Genomic DNA, 17477 nt, shown 5'->3' on the forward strand with positions numbered 1-17477 from the left:
CTACGGCCGGTCGATCTCGCCGACGGTGTCCGGGCGGTGCAGCTCCCGGTCCGCCGCCGGATCGGCCGGCATCGGCGTACCACCGGAGGGGCCACCGGTGCGCGGCCCGGTGCGGCCGACGGTGATGGTGCGCGGCGTGGGTCGGGCCGCCCGGGGCAGACGGACCCGCAGGAGGCCGTGGTCCATCACCGCGTCGATGCCCTCGGGGTCGACCCGGGAGGGCAGGTCGATGCGGTACTCGAAGCCGCGGGTCTCGAAGCCGCCCGGTATGCCCTGGTCGGCGTTGACCTCCGCCTCGGATCGTGCCCGCACGCACAGCTCGCGGTCGTCCAGCTCGACCGCCACCTCCTCCGGCGCCACACCGGGCAGCCGGACGACGACCTCCCAGCCGTCCGCGGTCTCGGTCAGCTCCACGTCGGAGCCCCCGGCACGGCCACCGACCAGCCTGCTCAGCTCGGCGCGCAGCGACTGCAGCTCGCCCATGGGATCCCAGCCCTGCTGCCGGCCCCGCCGACCCCGGCCGAAGCCACCGGTCTGCTGCTGCTCCTCGCTCATCGCACCTCTCCGATCCGCTGGGTGCCCGCGGGCGGCCGCAGCGAGCTGGGCGCGTCCAGGCCGGCATCGCGGTCGACACCCACGCCGAGCCGGTCGACCAGCTCGCCGCCGAGCCAGGCGCTGATGCCGAGGATCGCCACCGCGACCACCTCGATGGCGATCAGCGCGCCGCCGGCGGCCCGGGAGTCCGCGTTGAGCCGAACGGCCCAGACCGCGGCGAAGAGCAGGATCACCGCGACGTTCGCGGCGGCGTGCAGCAGACCCACCCGCTTGGCGCGGGTACCGGTCGGAATGGCCAACAGGTCGAACGAGCCGGCCGCCGCGGCGAGCAGGCCGCCGACCAGGCCGACCGTGATGTTCCAGTAGGCGACCTCGCCGAGGAAGTCGGGCCCGCCGACCGTGTCCACCAGGTCGAACAGCACCGCGGTGACCAGCAGCGCGACCGGAAACATGACCAGCATCGGATGGACTGGGTGACCCAGCACCTTGAGTCGGCTCTCCATTCCCCGGCCTCCACTGGTCGACGTACCTGGCGTGACGGTCTCGTGCGGGCGGGCGCGTCCGCGTGAGGCCCTACCCCCGACAGGCGGGCGCAAACCTCCCGCTGGCCGCGCGGGCCTAGGCTGGCGGCCGAGGCCGTCGAACGGTGGCGCCCGCCACCGGAGTCAACGGCTGGGGGAGGATCACGTGACGGTGGAGATCACTTCACACGAGGAGCTGCGCGAGCTGCTCGGCGTGCCGAACGCGCGGGCCGCCAACAAGGAACGCGCCCGCCTGCACGAGCGGGACCGCGACTGGCTCGCCGCAGCGCCGTTCTGCCTGGTGGCCACGGCCGGCGCGGACGGCAGCTGCGACGTCTCGCCCAAGGGTGATCCGGCCGGGTTCGCCCTGGTGCTGGACGACACCACCATCGCGCTGCCAGAGCGGCCGGGCAACAAGCGGGCCGACGGCTACCGCAACATCCTGGACAACCGCCACGTCGGCCTGCTCTTCCTGATCCCGGGGCGGACCGACACGCTGCGGGTCAACGGGCGGGCGCGGCTGGTGCGGGACGCGCCCTGGTTCGACGACATGGTGGTGAAGGGACACCGGCCGGTGCTCGCCGTGGTGGTGGAGATCGACCAGATCTTCTACCACTGCGCCAAGGCGTTCCTGCGCTCCGAACTGTGGCGACCGGAGACCTGGCAGCCGGACGTGCTGCCGTCCCGTGCCCGCCTCATCAAGGAGGTCGAGGCCCCGATGGAGAGCCTGCAGGACCTGGAACGACACTACGGCCCGGAGTACGCCAGGAGCATCTACACCTGACCGGTGAGTAGCGGCACTCAGGCGCTCCGGTAGGAGTTGCGAAACGCTGCCCTGATGCCTCCACCCCACTCGACCCTGCCCGGCGGGCAGCCGCTGAACACCCACCGTCTGGCGGTGGGACAGACGGTCGTGGTCGGTACGGCGGCAGCTCTGTTCCTGCGGGAGACAACCAGCGGCCCCTGGGTGCTGCTCGTGTTCTTCGTCGGGCCGCAGCTCCTGTTGCTCGCGGCCGCGGTGGCGCTGCTGACGCTGACCTACCTGCTCGGCACGCTCACCCGCCACGGCTCGCGACTGACGGAACGCCCCGGCGGGCGGTGCGCCTGGGCCCTGGCGGTCTGGGCCGTGGGCGCGGCGCTCGTCGGCTTCGGCCGTACGGCCCTGGGTCATCTGGGCTTCGAGCCCGACCGGAATTCCGAAGTCGGGCACTGGCTTCTCGGCGCAGGGGTGGCGGTGGTGGTGGGTCTCTTCAGCCGGTCACGACGGGTACGAGTCGTCTCGGCCGCACTGATCGCGCTCTTCTTCGTGATCACCGCCGCCCCGCGCGCCCTCACCTGAACCCGGTCGCTGATCTAGCGTTGCCGCCATGGACGTCGACGGCTGGTTGGCCGACACCCGCAGCTCCTACGACACGGTCGCTGCCAGCTATGCCGACCTGGTCCGCGGCCTCCTGGCCGAAACACCCTACGAACGCGCGACTCTGAGCCTGTTCGCCGACTTCGTCCGCGCCGCAGGCGGCGGGCCGGTCGCGGACGTCGGTTGTGGAACAGGGCGCATCACCGCCCACCTGGCCGGGCTCGGCGTCGACGCCTTCGGGATCGACCTGTCACCAGGCATGATCGAGATGGCCCGGCGGGATCACCCCGACCTGCGGTTCGAGGTGGGCTCGATGACCGACCTCGATCTTGGCGACGGCTCGGTCGCCGGCCTGGTCGCCTGGTATTCGCTGATCCACATCCCGGACGACCAGATCGCCCGGGTCCTCGCACACTTCCGGCGGGTGCTACGACCCGGCCGCCCGCTACTGCTCAGCTTCCACGTGGGCGACGAGACCAGGCTCAAGACGCAGGGGTACGGCGGCCACCCGATGAAGGTGCACGTCCACCGTCGCCAGCCCGCCCAGGTGGCGGCGTGGCTGCGCGAGAGCGGGTTCACGGTCGAGGCGCAGATGAGCCTCACCTCGGCCGAGAGCTCGCTCGGAGGCATCATCTTCGGGCGTACCCCTGGAGTTCTTTCCTGATCGCGTTGCTCGGCGAACTGTGTACGTCGACCTGCTACTCCTGGACCGGCAGGTCGCGAAGCGGGTCGTCCAGAACCGAGCCCGCCCACTGCCCCACCAGCCGCCGGTGCCGGTGCCGGTGCCGGTCCCAACGACTGCCAGGCGTGACGCGGCGCTTCGTGGTCCTGATCAGGTTCCGGCCGAATGACCTGCTGGATCCGCCCGACGGGATCGAACCCACCACTGTCGAGGTGCGGGTGTTGGCCGCCCAGATCCTGGCTGCGGCAAACGCCGACTCCCTGCCTGTTCTGCCGGACGTCATTCAGGATCGACTGAAGGGCACTGCGGATGATCTCCGCGCATTCCTCAAGACGGACGTGCAGAAAGCGTGGTCAACGGCTCTCCGGATCACGGTGGTCCGAACGTTGACGGACGCTGGTCCCAACGTGCGGGCGGCCACGCAGAAGACGCTCGACACCGCGACCATCGATGCCTACCTGGCTTACCTGAACGACGGCCTGTACGCCGCGCGTGCGCTTGCCTGCGCGTCGCAGCCCGCTATGCCCTGCCTCGAACGACGGCTCGCCGACGTTGTCTACCGGACCGTGTCACAGGGACGGAGAACCCCTGCCCCTGACGCCGACAGGTGCCACCTTGCCTCTAAGTTGCCTGCTACTTTCCCCTCCTCATCCGCCGTCGATGCCTAATGTCGGCCTGGTGACGGCATCGTCGGTCTAGGTGGTCGGGTATACCGCTGCCTGACGCGACATCGCCCTCGTCACGGCCCTGACGATCAACTCGTCGGGGCAGCCCACCGGTGGCCACGGCGGACCCGGCTGGCCAGCGTGGCCCACCGTCTGACCGCCGAGGCCCGCCAACCAACACTGCAGCGCCGACCGGACGAGCGCGAAGCGGGTGGCACGCACGCGAGCCGTGTGAGCGCACGAATGAGCGGCCGCATGAACGCAAGCATGGATCCTGACGCCAACCGGTCGTAGCACCGGTCGAGGGCGAGGGAGGAAGCATGGCTGTTCGCGATGGTGGCCGGCGAGGTGTCGATCGCCGGAAACTGCTCGGCTTGGCCGGTGGCGTCTTGGCCGGCGTTGTGCTGTTGGAGCAGGCTCCGGCGTCGGCCGCACCACGGCAACGGATCGAGTGCCTCGCCGACCTGAAGGCTGCGTGATGGCGACGATTCCTTGGCTGATCGACGTCCTGCGGGCCGAAGGATGCCAGGTGGTAGAGGAAGGCGACTGGCGTTCGCGCGCCGCGACTGGCAGCTTCGCCCCCATTGGCGTGCTGTGGCATCACACCGCCGCGGTCTCCAGCGCGGACAATCCGGCCCCGTCTCTCGATGTGGTCATCGGTGGCCGTCCCGACCTGTCCGGGCCGTTGTGCCATGCGTTGATCGACTTCGACGGCGTGTTTCACCTCGTTGCGGCCGGGCGGGCGAACCATGCCGGGGAGAGCGGTGGCAGCGGGCCGATACCGGCTGGCGACGGTAACACGCTCCTGGTCGGGTGGGAGATCGACTATCAGGGCGTCGACCAGGCCATGACCGGTGCGCAGTACGACGCCGCGGTGCGCGGAACCGCGGCCGTACTGCGGCGGCTCGGCAAGGACGCCAGTTACGCCCGTGGTCATCGCGAGACCAGTACGACCGGCAAGATCGATCCTGGCCTGATCGACCTCGACAGGATGCGCCGCGATGTGGCCGCACAGCTCTCCGGCGGGCCGTCCGCACCGGTACCGCGCATCGACATAGCGGTCCTGACCCCGAGCAACACGATCAACCACCGCTACTACCGGCGCGGCGCCGGCTGGTCGGGCTGGGAGGATCTGGGCGGACCGGCTGGCAGCTCGCCGGCGTTGGCGTCGTGGGGTGACGGTCGGCTCGACCTGGCGGCGCTCAACCCGGGCAACCGGATCAACTACCGCTCGTACGCACGGGGGTCCGGCTGGTCGGGATGGCAGGATCTGGGGGGCCCGGCGAAGGGAGCGCCCGCGCTGTCCACCTGGGGCAACGGGCGTCTCGACCTGTTCGCGCTGACACCGGCGAACACGGTCAATCACCGCTGGTTCGTCAGCGGCTCCGGATGGTCGGGGTGGGAGGACCTCGGTGGACCGGCTCTGAGCCCGCCGGCGGCCACCAGCTGGGGCGACGGCCGGATCGACCTGGTCGCGCTGAGTCCGGCCAACACCATCAACCACCGCTGGTACGAGCGGGGCAAGGGTTGGTCGGGCTGGCAGAGCATCGGGGGGCCGGCCATCGGGACTCCGGCCATCACCTCGTGGGGCCCCGGCCGGCTCGACGTCGTGGCGCTCACCCCCGCCGGCTTGGTCAACCACCGCTGGTTCGACGCCGCTGGCGGCTGGTCGCCCTGGGAAGGGCTGGGCGGACCGGTGACCGGTTCACCCGCCGTCAGCTCGTGGGGCGTCGGACGCCTCGACGTCTTTGCCGTCAACGGTCAGAGTCGACTGGTACACCGATATTACGACCGGTCAGCTGGCTGGTCGGCCTGGGAGGATCTGGGCGGACCGGCCAAGGGTAGCCCGGCTGCCGTGTCCCCCTAGCCTTGCCGGTCGCGGGGACCCGGTTGCGCCGGGGCCCGGGTGGTGAGGGATCGCACCTGATCCGCCATGGCGGCGTCTCGGATCGGGCGACGGCGGACGTATAGATGCGCTGTTATGGTTGACGCGTGGGCGACGCTTCCCCGGCTCCCCCGTTTCGGTTGTTAGGTCAAGTCGAGATCGGCGTGCCACCTCGGATCGTCGTACACGCGCGTCCGCAGCATCGTGACTTTCTGGCGTTGCTGGCACTGCATCCCAACCGTCCACTGTCGTTCGATCGGATCGTGGACGACATGTGGGGCGAGGCGTTGCCAGCCACGGCGACCGCCCAACTGCGGAACATCGTCTCCGCCTCCCGCAAGCTGTTGCGGGAGGCGGAGATCGACGCCTCGATCGAGTATGGACGCGCCGGTTACCGGTTGACCGCCGGGCCACTCGCCAGCGACGTCCAGGTGTTCCAGGACCTCGTCGAGCGCGCTCGTCGTGAACCGGACGACTCCGTCCGTGCTCGAATCTTCCGGACGGCGATCGAGCTGTGGCGCGGTGAGCCGCTGGATGACGTCCGCGCGCCATTTGCCGCGGTTGCCCGCGCCGCGCTCGCCGAGCAACGGATGGCGGCCACGGAGGCCCGGTTCGACGCCGAGCTCGCGGCCGGCCGGCACCGGGAGGTGGTGGCCGAGCTCACCGACTATGCCCTCGCCAATCCGGATCGTGACGGCCCGGTCGCTTTGCTGATGCTCGCGCTGCATCGCTGCGGGCGGCGCATCGATGCGCTGCACACCTACCGGTCGGTCGCGAGACGGTTGCGAGAGGAGTACGGACTCGAACCGAGCGAGCGGCTGCGGTCGCTCGAAGTCGCTCTGCTCCGTGACGATGCGACACTTGCCGGCGCGGATCGGCTGCACCGTCGCGCGGCGGCCGGCCCACCCGGTGGCCAGGTCGATCCGCGCCCACCACGTCCGCAAGAGCTCGACCGGCCGCCTTCGGCGGGTACGGATCTGGGACCCATGCTGCGCCGATACCGGCTGGCGGCCCGCCTGACACAGCAAGAGCTGGCGGACCGTTCCCAGCTGAGCGTACGGACGATCCGTAACCTCGAGGCGGGTCGCATCCAGCACCCCCATGGCGAGTCGGTCCGTCTCGTCGGCCGTGGACTCGGCCTCGCCGATGCCGACCGTGACCGGCTGACGACCGCCGCGCGGGGCGGCGACGCGCCCTCGGCGGCCGGTCCGCTGCCGGTCGACGCGGTGGCAATGCTCCCGCCCGGTGGGCTGATCGGCCGAATCGAACTGGTCAGCCGCCTGGTCGCTGGCCTGACCGACACGCACAGCATCATCACGCTGTGCGGACTTTCCGGTGTGGGCAAGACCGCGCTGGCAGCAGCAGTGGCTCACCGCCTGCACGAGCTGGACTGGGAGATCTGGTGGGCGTCCTGCCGGACGTCGTCAGGTGGGCCCCCGGGTGAGCTGGCTGACGCGGCCGCCCACGTCCTGCCCGACGACGCCGGCCGTCGACTCGCCCACCGTCGGGGCGTGCTGGTCCTCGACGCGGTGGAGCACACGGGCGGGACCCGGCACTACCTGGATCGGCTGCGTGCGGCGCATCCGAGCCTGCGAATACTGCTCACGAGCGCCCGGCCGACACAACTCGGGTTCGAGCAGGAGTGGATCGTTCCGCCTCTGGCCGTGCCGCCCGTACACGCGTCCACGGCTGCCGAACTCGCCACGGTGTCGGGCGTCGAGATGTTCGTTGCCCGGCTGCGACAGCGCCGCCCCAGCTACGAGCTGACCGACAACGAGGCACCCGCGGTGGCGACGCTCGTACGCCGGCTCGACGGGTTGCCATTGGCATTGGACCTTGCCGCCGGCCATGCCCGCATCTTCACGCCGACGGAGCTGCTTCGGGAGTACGGCTCAGACATGCTGCAGCTCACCGGATCCCTCCGCACCGTCATCGAGCGCAGCGTCGACAGCCTCGGCCACGGGGAGCGGAGGGTGCTTGAGGAGGCCGCTGTCTTCGCCGGGTCCTGGACCTTTCCCCTCGTTGCCGCCGTCGTGTCGGACGCCGGGCAACTCGAGCGCTCCGTCGACCGGTTGTGTGAACTGGGTCTGGTCAGCGGCACACAGGACGATGCCACCACGCGCTTCCAAATGCTGGACAGCGTCCGTCACCTCGTCCTGGAGCGATGGAGTTCGTCCGACGCCTCCGCGGCGGCACGGCGGCGGCACGCCGACGCTGTATTGGCAGCCGCCACCCGGTGGTCCGCCGGGCTGAACGGGCCGGAGCAGGTCTCGTGCGGCCGGGAACTCGACCACCTCTTCCCGGATATCGTCGCGGCCCTCGCCGTCTCGGAGCGGCACAGCCGGCGCGCCGCGCTGGAGACCGCGGCCGCGCTCGGCCGGTACTGGTGCACCAGATCCCACACCCGGATCGGTCGCGACTACCTCGAGCGCCTGCTTCCCGAGTCGACCACGATTGGTGATCGCGCTCACCATCACCTCCAACTCGCCAGAGTCCTGGTCTATGAGTCAGACCACCCGCAGGCCGAGCGGCACCTCCGGTTGGCGCTCGATCTGTACGAGCAACTCGACGACCTGCCCCCGCAGGTGGACGTCCTGATGTTGCTGACTCGGGCGCTACGCGACCAGGGCCGCTTCGGCGAGGGCACCGCCGCCGCGGTAGGCGCCTTCCGACTGGCGGCGCGAATCGGAGACGCGCGGCGAACCGCCAGCGCGCGGAACAACCTCGTCTTCGACGACCTACGATGCGGGCGGTATGCCGCAGCCGGACGACGGCTGGACCGGGTCGCTGCCACACTGACCCTCGGCTCGCGCGCCCACGCGATCGTCGCGGTCAATCAAGCTGAACTCCTTCGGCTCGCCGGCCGCGACCGCGAGGCCCGCGACGCGTATGCGGAAGCTGTCGCACTCCTGCAGCTGTTGGGCGAACCGCTGCTGAGCGCCAGGGCCAACAGCCGACTGGCCATGTGTGAGTGCGTGCTCGGGGAGATCAATGCCGCGGAAGCGCGCCTGGCCGACGCGCGACGGGCAGCGTGGGAACTCGACGAGGCCGAGGTTCCCCACCTCGATCTGGCCGCCGGCTTCATCGCGCGTCGCCGCGGCGACCGGCATCGCGCGCTGCAGTCATGGCGTGCCGCGCTGCGGGGTTTCGAGCGCCAAGGTAAGCGACGGGAGATGGTCGAAGTCGGCGTACTGCTGATCGCGGTGTGGCCCACCGCCGACCGGACGGCCTTGCTGCACACCGTGGAGCGCCTACGTGCCAGCGGAGAGTTCGCGCTGACCGACAGCGAACAGCGGGCACTCGCATCCGCCCACGCCTGACCGAGCACCGGTTCTCGATGCCGTCCCCGCGAAGACCCCGGCGCGCACCGGTGGCCACCTCGAACCCCGGGAGATCGGCGGGTATGTGGAACCTGACCACTTTCGGGCTCTTTCGGGCAGTCTCGGCGGGCGATTCGAGACCACATAGATAAACGCGAGGCCCTGGCCAGCATTCCTGCTGGTCAGGGCCTCGCTCTTGGAGCCGCCTGACGGAATCGAACCGTCGACCTACGCATTACGAGTGCGTCGCTCTAGCCGACTGAGCTAAGGCGGCAACGATCAGCAAGTGTACGGCACCCCACGGCCACCGACCGAACGGGATACCCCCTCCCGGAGCGTTGCCGACATCCGGACAACGGCCGTCATCTGGACGTTTACCGGACAGCGGATCACCGGGGTCGGGACTACGCTGCGGCGGGTGAGCGACGATCGCGTCCCCCTCGACGACCCCGACCCGCAGGACCCGGCGGACGGGCGTCCCGACAGCCCGTCGGCCGGGGAGCGGGCCGCGCGCCGCCCCCGCTCCACCGACCCACTGGAGCTGGGCTTCACGCCGCGCAAGCCGGTGCCGTGGCTGGCGCCGTTCCTGCTCATCAGCACCGGCATCCGGACGTTGTTGGCGATGCTCTTCGGGGCGTACCTGGACAAGCGCGAGTTGCAGAACGCGTTCGGTGACGAGGCGTTTCGCCAGGTCGGGCCGGACGGCGGGCTCTGGCTCGACTACGTGGCGGACCTGGGCGACGGCTTCGACGCCACCTATTCCGTGGCGTACCTGCTGGCGCAGCCGGAGCTGACCGTGGACGGGCACCGGCTGCCCCGGGCGCAGACCCTGGTGATGGGCGGCGACCAGGTGTACCCGTCAGCTGCCTACGCCTCCTACGAGGACCGCTGCAAGGGTCCGTACCAGGCCGCGCTGCCGGCGGCCCCGCCGGAGCGGCCAACGCTCTTCGCGGTGCCCGGCAACCACGACTGGTACGACGGTCTGACCGCCTTCCTGCGGCTGTTCGTCCGCTCGCGGGATCGGCACTTCGGCGGCTGGGGAACCGGGCAGTCCCGGTCGTACTTCGCTGTGGAGTTGCCGGCGGGCTGGTGGCTGCTCGGCATGGACGACCAGTCCGGCTCGTACCTGGACGACCCGCAGTTGGCCTACTTCGACGAGGTGGCGCGGCAACTCGGCCCGGAGTCCAAAGTGATCATCGCGGCGCCGGCGCCGACGTGGGTCAAGGCCGCCGACCATCCGACGGCGTACGACTCGATCGACTACTTCATCCGGACGATCATCGACCCGACCGGGGCGCAGGTCCGGCTGCTGCTCTCCGGCGATCTGCACCACTACGCCCGCTACACCGGGTCGGACCGGCAGCTCATCACGTGCGGCAGCGGCGGGGCCTACCTCTATCCCACGCACAAGCTGCCGGAGCGGATCGAGGTGCCTCCTCGGGACACCCTGTCCCGCCGGGCCAGCCGCACCCAGCCGTACGACCTGGTGGCCCGCTATCCCGACGCGGCCCGCTCCCGGCGCTACGGCTGGGGCATCTTCGGCCGGCTGCCGTTCCGCAATCCCGGATTCACCACGCTGCTCGGCACCCTGCACACGCTGGTGATGCTGGCCATGGCGGGGGTGACATCGAACTGGACGGACACCACCGCGCAGCGCCTGGTCAGCGTGCCCCTGGTGGTGATGGTGCTCGTCACGGTGGTGGCGGCGGCCCTGTTCGCCAAGCCGCCCACTGCGGGCGGCAAGCGGCACGCGCGGCACTGGATCCTCGGTATCGGCCACGGCCTGGCTCATGTCGGGCTCGCCGCCGCTGGCACCTGGGCCTGGTTGGCGCTGCCGTTCTACGACTGGCCGTGGCCGCTGCCGGCGGTCGCCGCGGTGCTGCTCTACGGCCCGGTCAGCGGCCTGGTGGCCAGCCAGCTGGTGGCGGCGTACCTGCTGGTGGCGGGCTCGTTCGGGGTCAACGTCAACGAGCTGTTCGCCGGTCAGGGCATCGAGGACTCGAAGGCGTTCCTCCGGTTCCGCATCGACCCGGACGGCACACTGACCATCTACCCGATCGCGGTCGACCGGGTGGCCCGCGACTGGCAGCTCAACCCCGACCAGTCCCCCACCGCAAGCTGGCTCACCCCGAAGACCCCCCTGACCCCCCACCTAGCCGAGCCCCCCATAACCCTGCACTAACCCAGCCGCGGGGAGCCCACAGGTCTCGTTGATCATGAAGTTATCGCGGCGACCCGCCGGCGAGGCGGGCGATGATCTCATGATCAACAGGGCGGACCCGTGGGTGGGTTTCAGGGTGTGTAGTGCTGGTCGTGGGCCTGGCGGGGGGCGCAGACGGAGGCACGGGAGCAGGAGCAGCGGGAGCCGTCGGCGTCCAACCGGACCGTCACCGCGTCGCGGGGGACGCTGTGGCCGACCACCCGGCCGTCACCGTCGGCAGTGGAGACCCGACTGCCAACCGGCGGGGCGGTCTCCTGGAATCGTTGGTACAGCGGATGCTCGTACTTCAGGCAGCACATCAGCCGGCCACACGCACCCGAGATGCGCAGCGGGTTCAGCGGCAGGTCCTGGTCCTTGGCCATCCGGATGGTCACCGGCTCGAAATCGGTGAGGAAGGTCGCGCAGCACAGGTCCCGGCCGCACGAGCCGATGCCGCCCTGCACCCGCGCCGAGTCCCGTGCGGAGAGCTGCCGCAGCTCGACCCGGCAGTGCAGGGTGGCGCCCAGGTCGCGGACCAGGGATCGGAAGTCCACCCGGTGCGGGGCGGTGAAGTAGACGGTGCTTCGCTCGCCGCCGTCGGCGGAGCCGAGCACGTGGTCGACGGCCACCACCTTCATCGGTAGACCGTGCGCGCGGATGAGTCGTTTCGCCGCCACCTTGGCCTCGGCCTTGCGCCGCCGCAACGCCTCGTCACGGCGCAGATCGTCGTCACCGGCCAGCGCCACCAGCCGGGGAAAGCCGTCGGTCTCCTCGGTCACCCACTGCGCGGCCCAGACGCACTCGGCCACCTCGGGCCCGTCGTCGGTGGGCACCAGCACCTTGTCGCCAACCTGCGGACGCAACTCACCGGGGTCGAGGTAGTAGAGGCGCCCGTACCGGTTGAAGCTGACCGCGCAGAGCATGCCCATCCCCCCACCCTACGACGAATCGCCACGGGTGGGCACGCCGCCGTCGCCAGCCGACTACACCCCGCTGCCATCCACGACCGTCGACTTGACCGATGGCCGAGCCATCCCGTCGTGCCGTTACACCTCGCCCGGACGGTTGAATCCGGCGCGGGGCAGGGGACAAACGCGCCGGGGCGGCGTTGAGTGGAGGCAGACCTGCGGGGGGTGCAGGGGGAAGACCACGGCGTCGCCGCCGGTGCCGGCTCCGGCCGGGGTGCCCGCGAGCGACGTCGTGGCCTGTCCGGGCGTCGGTAGGTCGGCTACCAGCCGACCCGGGTGGGCTGGCCGTATCGGGGCCGGTCGTCAGCCGACGGCCGCCAAGCGGACTCGGCCAGGCTTGGCGCCCACTGCCGCAGCAGCGTCTCCGCACCGTCGTAGGCGACGCAGAGCACCGCCAGCACCCGCGCGGCGATCTCGGCCGCGTCGGCCACCCCGGGCCCGACCGGACCGGGCCGGAGGGGCGCACCGGCCGCGGTCACCGCGACCACGCTGACCGCCTCGGCCGAGCGGAGCACGTCGGCCAGCGTCCGGGCAAGGGCGAGGCGGCTGCCCTCGACCCAGTCGGCGAGCGCGTCGGCGTATCCGGCGGTGGATTCCAGTCGCCCGACCAGGCTCTCCGGCCCCTCGTCGAGGTGGCGCAGAAGCGCAGCCCGCTCCTGCCCGTACGCCGAGGCCGCCGGGCCGGACCAGAGCACCGGGTCGGTGAACGCGGCAGAGACGTCGTCGTACCCCCGGATCAGCCGCCGCACCGCGTGCCCGGCGCCGGCGAGCGGCGCCGGGTGGAGGTCGAGGAAGCCACGGACCGCATCGCCCGGAAGCACCTGCATCCGGCGCAGCAGCGGCCAGACGCGGTGGCCTTCGGGCACACCGGCGGCGAGCAGGGCGTCCACTCTGCGCAGCAGGTCCAGGCTGGGCTCGGCGAGTCGGTCCAACGGGTCCATCACGGCTCCCCGGTGATCCGGCGGCGGGCGGCGCGGTCCACCTCGCCGTAGCGGTCGGCGGCCTCGCGCACCGCCGAGGCGGCGGCAGCCAGCCGGCCGGCGCAGGCCCGTGCCTCGCGGGCCCGGTCGTCGGTGGCGGCGGTCCACTGCCGGTGCAGCGCGCGGCCGATCTCGCCCGGCCGGCCCGGGGCGTCGGCACCGAACGCGACCTGGGCCGGGTCGCTGGCGGTGACCGTGCGGGACAGCGAGGTGAGGGTGGCGCTCGCCTCGTCGAGCCGGGCGGAGAGCGCCCGCAGTGTCTCCATCTCAGGCCCCCGCGAGTGGTCGGTAGGCGGCGAACGTCTCGTTGTGCAGCTTCTCCCGAGCCCAGTCGGCGGCGTCGGCGGCGGCGGTGACCGCAGCCTGCACGGAGCCGGCCACGTCCCGTGGGCTGCGGCCGTGCAGCGGCCCGAGAAATCGGACGTCGGTGATCCGCCCGCCGGCGGTGACCACCACCTCGACCAGCCCGTCCGGCGACCGGACGGTGACCTCGACGGTCGACACCGCCTGGTCGAACTCGGCCTGGAGCGACTCGATCCGGCGGTAGCGCCGCACCGCCTCCTCGATCCAGGCTTCGTCGATCTCCCCCCGCGGCATCGGCCGACTCCTCCCGGATGAGCCATCACTGAGCGTGCCGTCACCGTCACCACGGCACACGGACCGTACCGCACAGCAATCGGGCGTGTCGATGCCTGTGGACAACGGCGCAGGGCTGCGGGTCAGCCCTTCCAGAGGGCGAGCATCATCGCCTCGACCGCGATCCGCGGCTTGACGTTCGCCTCGATGGCCGTCCGGCAGGCGAGAACGGCCTCCAGCCGGCGCAGCGACCCCTCGGCGTCCCACTTCTGCGCCCCGGCACCGGCCACCGCGGCGGTGTCGGTGTGCACCGGGGCGACAGGGGCGCGCAGCGCCATGGTGAGCGCGTCCCGGTAGAAGCCGGCGAGGTCGATCAGCGCCCGGTCCAGTGCGTCCCGCTGGGCCCGGGTGGCCCGTGACTTCTGCCGCTTCTCCAGCTCCTTGAGCTGCCCGGCGGCACCGCGGATCGCGCCGGCCGCGCCCCGGCCGGTGCCGCCCGCGCCGAGCGCCATCTCCAGCGCCGCCCGCTCGGTCGTGTCGGCCTCGGCGACCGACGCCTCGGCCTCCGCCTCGGCCGCCTCGATCAGCGCGGACGCCGCGTCGAACGCCGCACCGACGCCGGTCAGCCGTCGCGGCACGGCGAGCACCGCCTCGCGTCGCTTGCGAGCCTCCGGGTCGCGGGCCAGCCGCCGGGCCCGACCCACGTGCCCCTGCGCGGCCGCCGCCGCCCACTGCGCGACATCGGGCGCGACACCGTCCCGACGGACCAGCACCTCGGCCACCGCCGTGGACGGCGGCTGACGCAGGGGTACGACACGACAGCGCGACCGGATGGTCACCGAGATGTCGTCCGGGTGGGTGGACGGGGCGCAGAGCAGGAACACCGTACGCGGTGGGGGCTCCTCGATCGCCTTGAGCAGCGCGTTGCCGGCGGCCTCGGTGAGCCGGTCGGCGCCGGAGATGACCACCACCTGCCAGCGCCCGCCGGACGGGGTGCTGGCCGCGCGCAGCACCAGCGCACGCATCTCGCCGACACCGATGGAGAGCCCCTCCGGCACGACCATCCGAACGTCGGCGTGTGTGCCGCCCATCGTGGTGTGGCAGCCCGGACACTCGCCGCAGCCGGTGCCGTGCACACACTGCAGGGCCGCGGCGAAGGCCCGCGCGGCGACGGAACGGCCGGAGCCAGGTGGCCCGGTGAAGATCCAGGCGTGGGTCATTCCGGTGGATGGATCCGGCCCGTCGGGTGCGACACCCTCGACCGGGGCGGCGGCGATCAGCGCGGGCGCTCTCTCGGCCGCGCCGACCCGCAGCACGGCCGACGCGGCGCTGGCGGCCCGGCGCAGCTCGTGCACCGCCTCCTCCTGACCGACCAGGTCGGCGAAGACGTCCGGCATCAGGTCCGATGTTCCATCGTCACCAGCTCCGCGTCGGATAACTCGGGCTGCACCGAGGTGTCCGGGCCCTGAGCCGGGCGCGGGTGCACGATGCCGCCCGGCTTGCCGAGCATCTCCTCGACCCGACGGACCACCTGACCGGTGATCTCTTCGGCCGGTCGGGACGCGTCGAGCACCAGGTAACGCTTCGGGTCGGCGGCGGCGAGGTCGAGGAAGGCGTACCGGACGCGCTCGTGGAAGGCGACCGACTCGGCCTCCAGCCGGTCGACGCCCGCGCTGCGCGACGCCACCCGGGACAGGCCGGTCCGCGGCTCGACGTCCAGCAGTACCACCAGATCGGGCTTGAGCCCGCCGGTGGCCCAGGAGGAGAGCCAGGAGACCTCGTCGACCGGGAGCGTCCGCCCGGCGCCCTGGTACGCGAGCGACGAGTCCACGTACCGGTCGCTGATCACCACGCCGCCACGGACCAGTGCGGGCCGGACCACGGCGGCCACGTGGTGCGCCCGGTCGGCGGCGTAGAGCAGCGCCTCGGCCCGGGGGGACGGCGCCTCGTCGCCGGAGGTGTCCAGCACCAGCGACCGGATCCGCTGACCGACCGCGGTCGCCCCCGGCTCGCGGGTGACCAGGACGTCGCGTCCCTGGCCGCGCAGCCGTTCGGCGAGCGCGGCGAGCTGGGTGGACTTGCCGGCGCCCTCGCCGCCCTCGAAGACCACGAAGAGCCCGGCGGAGACGAACGGTTCGGCCGGCATCAGCGGCCGGCCCCGAATGGAGCCCCAGAGGTCGGCGAGGACGGGCACACCCTTCTTGTCGTCCATCTGGCCGAACGCGCTGATCCCGGCGAAGATGCCGGCGGCACCGGCGGCGAGCAGCAGGAGCCTGGTCGAGGAGACGGAGATGCCGAGGTCGGCGATGGTCAGCTTTCGGGAGCCGCCGACGCCGACCAGCACGCTGCTCAGCCCGATGGCCAGGATCAGCACCAGTCGGGTGCCGATCTGCACGACCGCGAAGACCCGACCGCGTACCTCGTCGGCCACCTCCCCGCCGAGCAGGGTGGTGCCGGCCAGGAAGGCCATCCCGGCGCCGGCGCCGACCAGCACCGCGCCGACGATCGCCATGGACAGGTGGATCGCGAAGGCGAGCGTCATCACGGCGGCGCTGGCCAGCACGATGCTCATGCCGAACCAGCGGCGCCGGGACATGTCCTTGACGATCATCGGGCCGAGCCCGATGCCGAGCGCCAGGCCGACGAAGATCGCGCCGAAGAGCAGAGAGAACGCGGCGTCACCGGCACCCAGCGAGTTGGCGAAGAACTTGGCCGTGCCGACCACGATGCCGCCGCCGGCGAACGCGCCGAAGATGCCCAGCACCAGGCCGCGGACGAGCGGGGTCTGGCCGATGTATTTCCAGCCCTGGGAGAACTGCCGGAACATACTCTGCTCGGCACGCTCCGTCTCGCCGCGCTGCGCCTCGCTGATCTCCTTGATCCCGAACGCCACCACCAGCGCGGTGGCGAGCCGGGAGACGGCGTTGATCCAGAGTGCGAGCTGAGCCGGCTCAGCCCAGGAGGGTAGATCACCGCCGACGGCGCCTCTGACGCCGCGGTCGAGAACGGCGAGGCCGATGGCGGCGGCGACCGGGGTGAGGCCGTAGGTGGTGATCAGGGTGAGCTGGTTGGCCGCCTCCAGTCGGGCGCGGGGGATCAGGTTGGGGACCGCCGCCTCCTTGGCCGGGATCCACAGCAGGGTGAGCGACTCGATCAGGAAGGTGGCGATCAGCGCCCAGCCGACCACCAGGCCGCCCGCGGCGCCGGTGAGGGCGTAGAGCGGGATGGACGCGAAGAGCACGAAGCGCAGCAGGTCACAGATGACCATCGTCCAACGCCTGTCGAAGCGGTCGGCGAAGACGCCGGCCACCGGGCCGAGCACCAGTGCGGGCAGCAGCCGGATCGCGGTCACCCCGCCGAACGCGGCGCCCTGGGCACCGCTGCCCTGCACCTGGGAGGCGGCGAAGAGGGCAGTGGCCAGCAGGCCGAGCCAGTCACCGAAGGAGGCGGCGCCGAGCACGAGCCAGAGCCGCCGGAACGGTCGGATGCGCAGCACCGACCGGATGGCGGCGTAGCCGGACGGGTCCACCTGACTGTCGGACTGGTTGGCCGGGTTTCCGGAGTCCGCGGCGGCACCGGCGCTGTCGGCGTTGCGGGGCTGGCCGCCGGAGCGCGACACGCCGGACGACTCGCCGCTGTTCTGGCTTTCGATGGCCGTACCTCCACGTGCCGGCCCATCGCTGGGCACCTCCGGTGGAACACTCTAGACCTGGTGGGGGGCCACCCCACCGGCGACATTCTCCTGCTCGCTGAGCCTAGGCCGCCGAA

General features: G+C 71.6%; 16 protein-coding genes and 1 tRNA gene. 8 read left to right on the forward strand and 9 right to left on the reverse strand.

The features are described 5' to 3' along the window. Both ACLJN9_RS06820 and ACLJN9_RS06825 read right to left on the reverse strand, forming a co-directional pair. Entirely contained in the window at positions 1 to 555 is a 555-nt protein-coding gene (locus tag ACLJN9_RS06820) for an Hsp20/alpha crystallin family protein (protein ID WP_410810246.1), read from the reverse strand. Continuing rightward, positions 552 to 1058 (reverse strand): DUF2231 domain-containing protein, encoded by a 507-nt coding sequence (locus ACLJN9_RS06825; protein ID WP_410810247.1) that lies wholly within the window; start codon positions 1056 to 1058, stop codon positions 552 to 554. Before ACLJN9_RS06825 ends, ACLJN9_RS06820 begins: the two co-directional genes overlap by 4 nt. 184 nt (positions 1059 to 1242) lie before the next feature. Between ACLJN9_RS06825 and ACLJN9_RS06830 the strand changes: the two genes are divergently transcribed. From ACLJN9_RS06830 to ACLJN9_RS06860, 7 genes are all read left to right on the forward strand, one after another. After that, positions 1243 to 1860: a pyridoxamine 5'-phosphate oxidase family protein gene (locus tag ACLJN9_RS06830; protein WP_410810248.1), complete on the forward strand. Its 618-nt coding sequence runs from the start codon at positions 1243 to 1245 to the stop codon at positions 1858 to 1860. A gap of 54 nt (positions 1861 to 1914) precedes the next feature. After that, complete coding sequence (locus ACLJN9_RS06835) at positions 1915 to 2415, forward strand: hypothetical protein (RefSeq protein ID WP_410810249.1); 501 nt, start codon at positions 1915 to 1917, stop codon at positions 2413 to 2415. Between the two features lie 28 nt (positions 2416 to 2443). Further along, complete coding sequence (locus tag ACLJN9_RS06840; protein ID WP_410810250.1) at positions 2444 to 3097, forward strand: class I SAM-dependent DNA methyltransferase; 654 nt, start codon at positions 2444 to 2446, stop codon at positions 3095 to 3097. A 143-nt stretch (positions 3098 to 3240) separates the two neighbouring features. Further along, positions 3241 to 3783, forward strand: coding sequence for an ALF repeat-containing protein (locus ACLJN9_RS06845; RefSeq protein ID WP_410810251.1), 543 nt, complete (start codon positions 3241 to 3243; stop codon positions 3781 to 3783). A gap of 317 nt (positions 3784 to 4100) precedes the next feature. Continuing rightward, entirely contained in the window at positions 4101 to 4259 is a 159-nt protein-coding gene (locus ACLJN9_RS06850; RefSeq protein ID WP_410810252.1) for a hypothetical protein, read from the forward strand. Then, positions 4259 to 5647 carry an N-acetylmuramoyl-L-alanine amidase gene (locus tag ACLJN9_RS06855; RefSeq protein WP_410810253.1) on the forward strand — a complete coding sequence of 463 codons (1389 nt, stop codon included), beginning with the start codon at positions 4259 to 4261 and terminating at the stop codon, positions 5645 to 5647. Before ACLJN9_RS06850 ends, ACLJN9_RS06855 begins: the two co-directional genes overlap by 1 nt. Before the next feature lie 290 nt (positions 5648 to 5937). After that, positions 5938 to 8985, forward strand: coding sequence for an AfsR/SARP family transcriptional regulator (locus ACLJN9_RS06860; protein ID WP_410810786.1), 3048 nt, complete (start codon positions 5938 to 5940; stop codon positions 8983 to 8985). 197 nt (positions 8986 to 9182) lie between these two features. Here ACLJN9_RS06860 and ACLJN9_RS06865 read toward each other — a convergent pair. Further along, a tRNA-Thr gene (locus tag ACLJN9_RS06865) sits at positions 9183 to 9259 on the reverse strand. A gap of 144 nt (positions 9260 to 9403) precedes the next feature. Here ACLJN9_RS06865 and ACLJN9_RS06870 point away from each other — a divergent pair. After that, the gene (locus ACLJN9_RS06870) at positions 9404 to 11167 is read left to right on the forward strand and encodes a metallophosphoesterase family protein (RefSeq protein ID WP_410810254.1); all 1764 of its coding nucleotides are present in this window, start codon (positions 9404 to 9406) and stop codon (positions 11165 to 11167) included. A gap of 110 nt (positions 11168 to 11277) precedes the next feature. On the opposite strand, the gene ACLJN9_RS06875 is transcribed toward ACLJN9_RS06870, so the two are convergent. The 6 genes from ACLJN9_RS06875 to tmk form a co-directional block, all read right to left on the reverse strand. After that, positions 11278 to 12114, reverse strand: a complete 837-nt coding sequence (locus ACLJN9_RS06875; RefSeq protein ID WP_410810255.1) for a stage 0 sporulation family protein — start codon at positions 12112 to 12114, stop codon at positions 11278 to 11280. A gap of 299 nt (positions 12115 to 12413) precedes the next feature. Next, positions 12414 to 13094 carry a hypothetical protein gene (locus ACLJN9_RS06880; RefSeq protein WP_410810256.1) on the reverse strand — a complete coding sequence of 227 codons (681 nt, stop codon included), beginning with the start codon at positions 13092 to 13094 and terminating at the stop codon, positions 12414 to 12416. Beyond that, a complete protein-coding gene (locus ACLJN9_RS06885) occupies positions 13094 to 13399 on the reverse strand; it encodes a hypothetical protein (protein WP_410810257.1) in 306 nt (101 codons plus the stop codon). The genes ACLJN9_RS06880 and ACLJN9_RS06885 overlap by 1 nt, the downstream gene beginning before the upstream one ends. Position 13400: 1 nt before the next feature. After that, positions 13401 to 13730, reverse strand: coding sequence for a YbaB/EbfC family nucleoid-associated protein (locus ACLJN9_RS06890; protein WP_410810258.1), 330 nt, complete (start codon positions 13728 to 13730; stop codon positions 13401 to 13403). Positions 13731 to 13852: 122 nt separating this feature from the next. Next, positions 13853 to 15106, reverse strand: coding sequence for a DNA polymerase III subunit delta' (locus ACLJN9_RS06895; protein WP_410810259.1), 1254 nt, complete (start codon positions 15104 to 15106; stop codon positions 13853 to 13855). After that, positions 15106 to 17205 (reverse strand): dTMP kinase, encoded by a 2100-nt coding sequence (gene tmk, locus ACLJN9_RS06900; RefSeq protein WP_410810787.1) that lies wholly within the window; start codon positions 17203 to 17205, stop codon positions 15106 to 15108. Before tmk ends, ACLJN9_RS06895 begins: the two co-directional genes overlap by 1 nt. Positions 17206 to 17477: the final 272 nt, after the last annotated feature.

Origin of the sequence: Micromonospora sp. 067-2 (genome assembly GCF_046549295.1) — a bacterium.
GTDB lineage: Bacteria > Actinomycetota > Actinomycetes > Mycobacteriales > Micromonosporaceae > Micromonospora.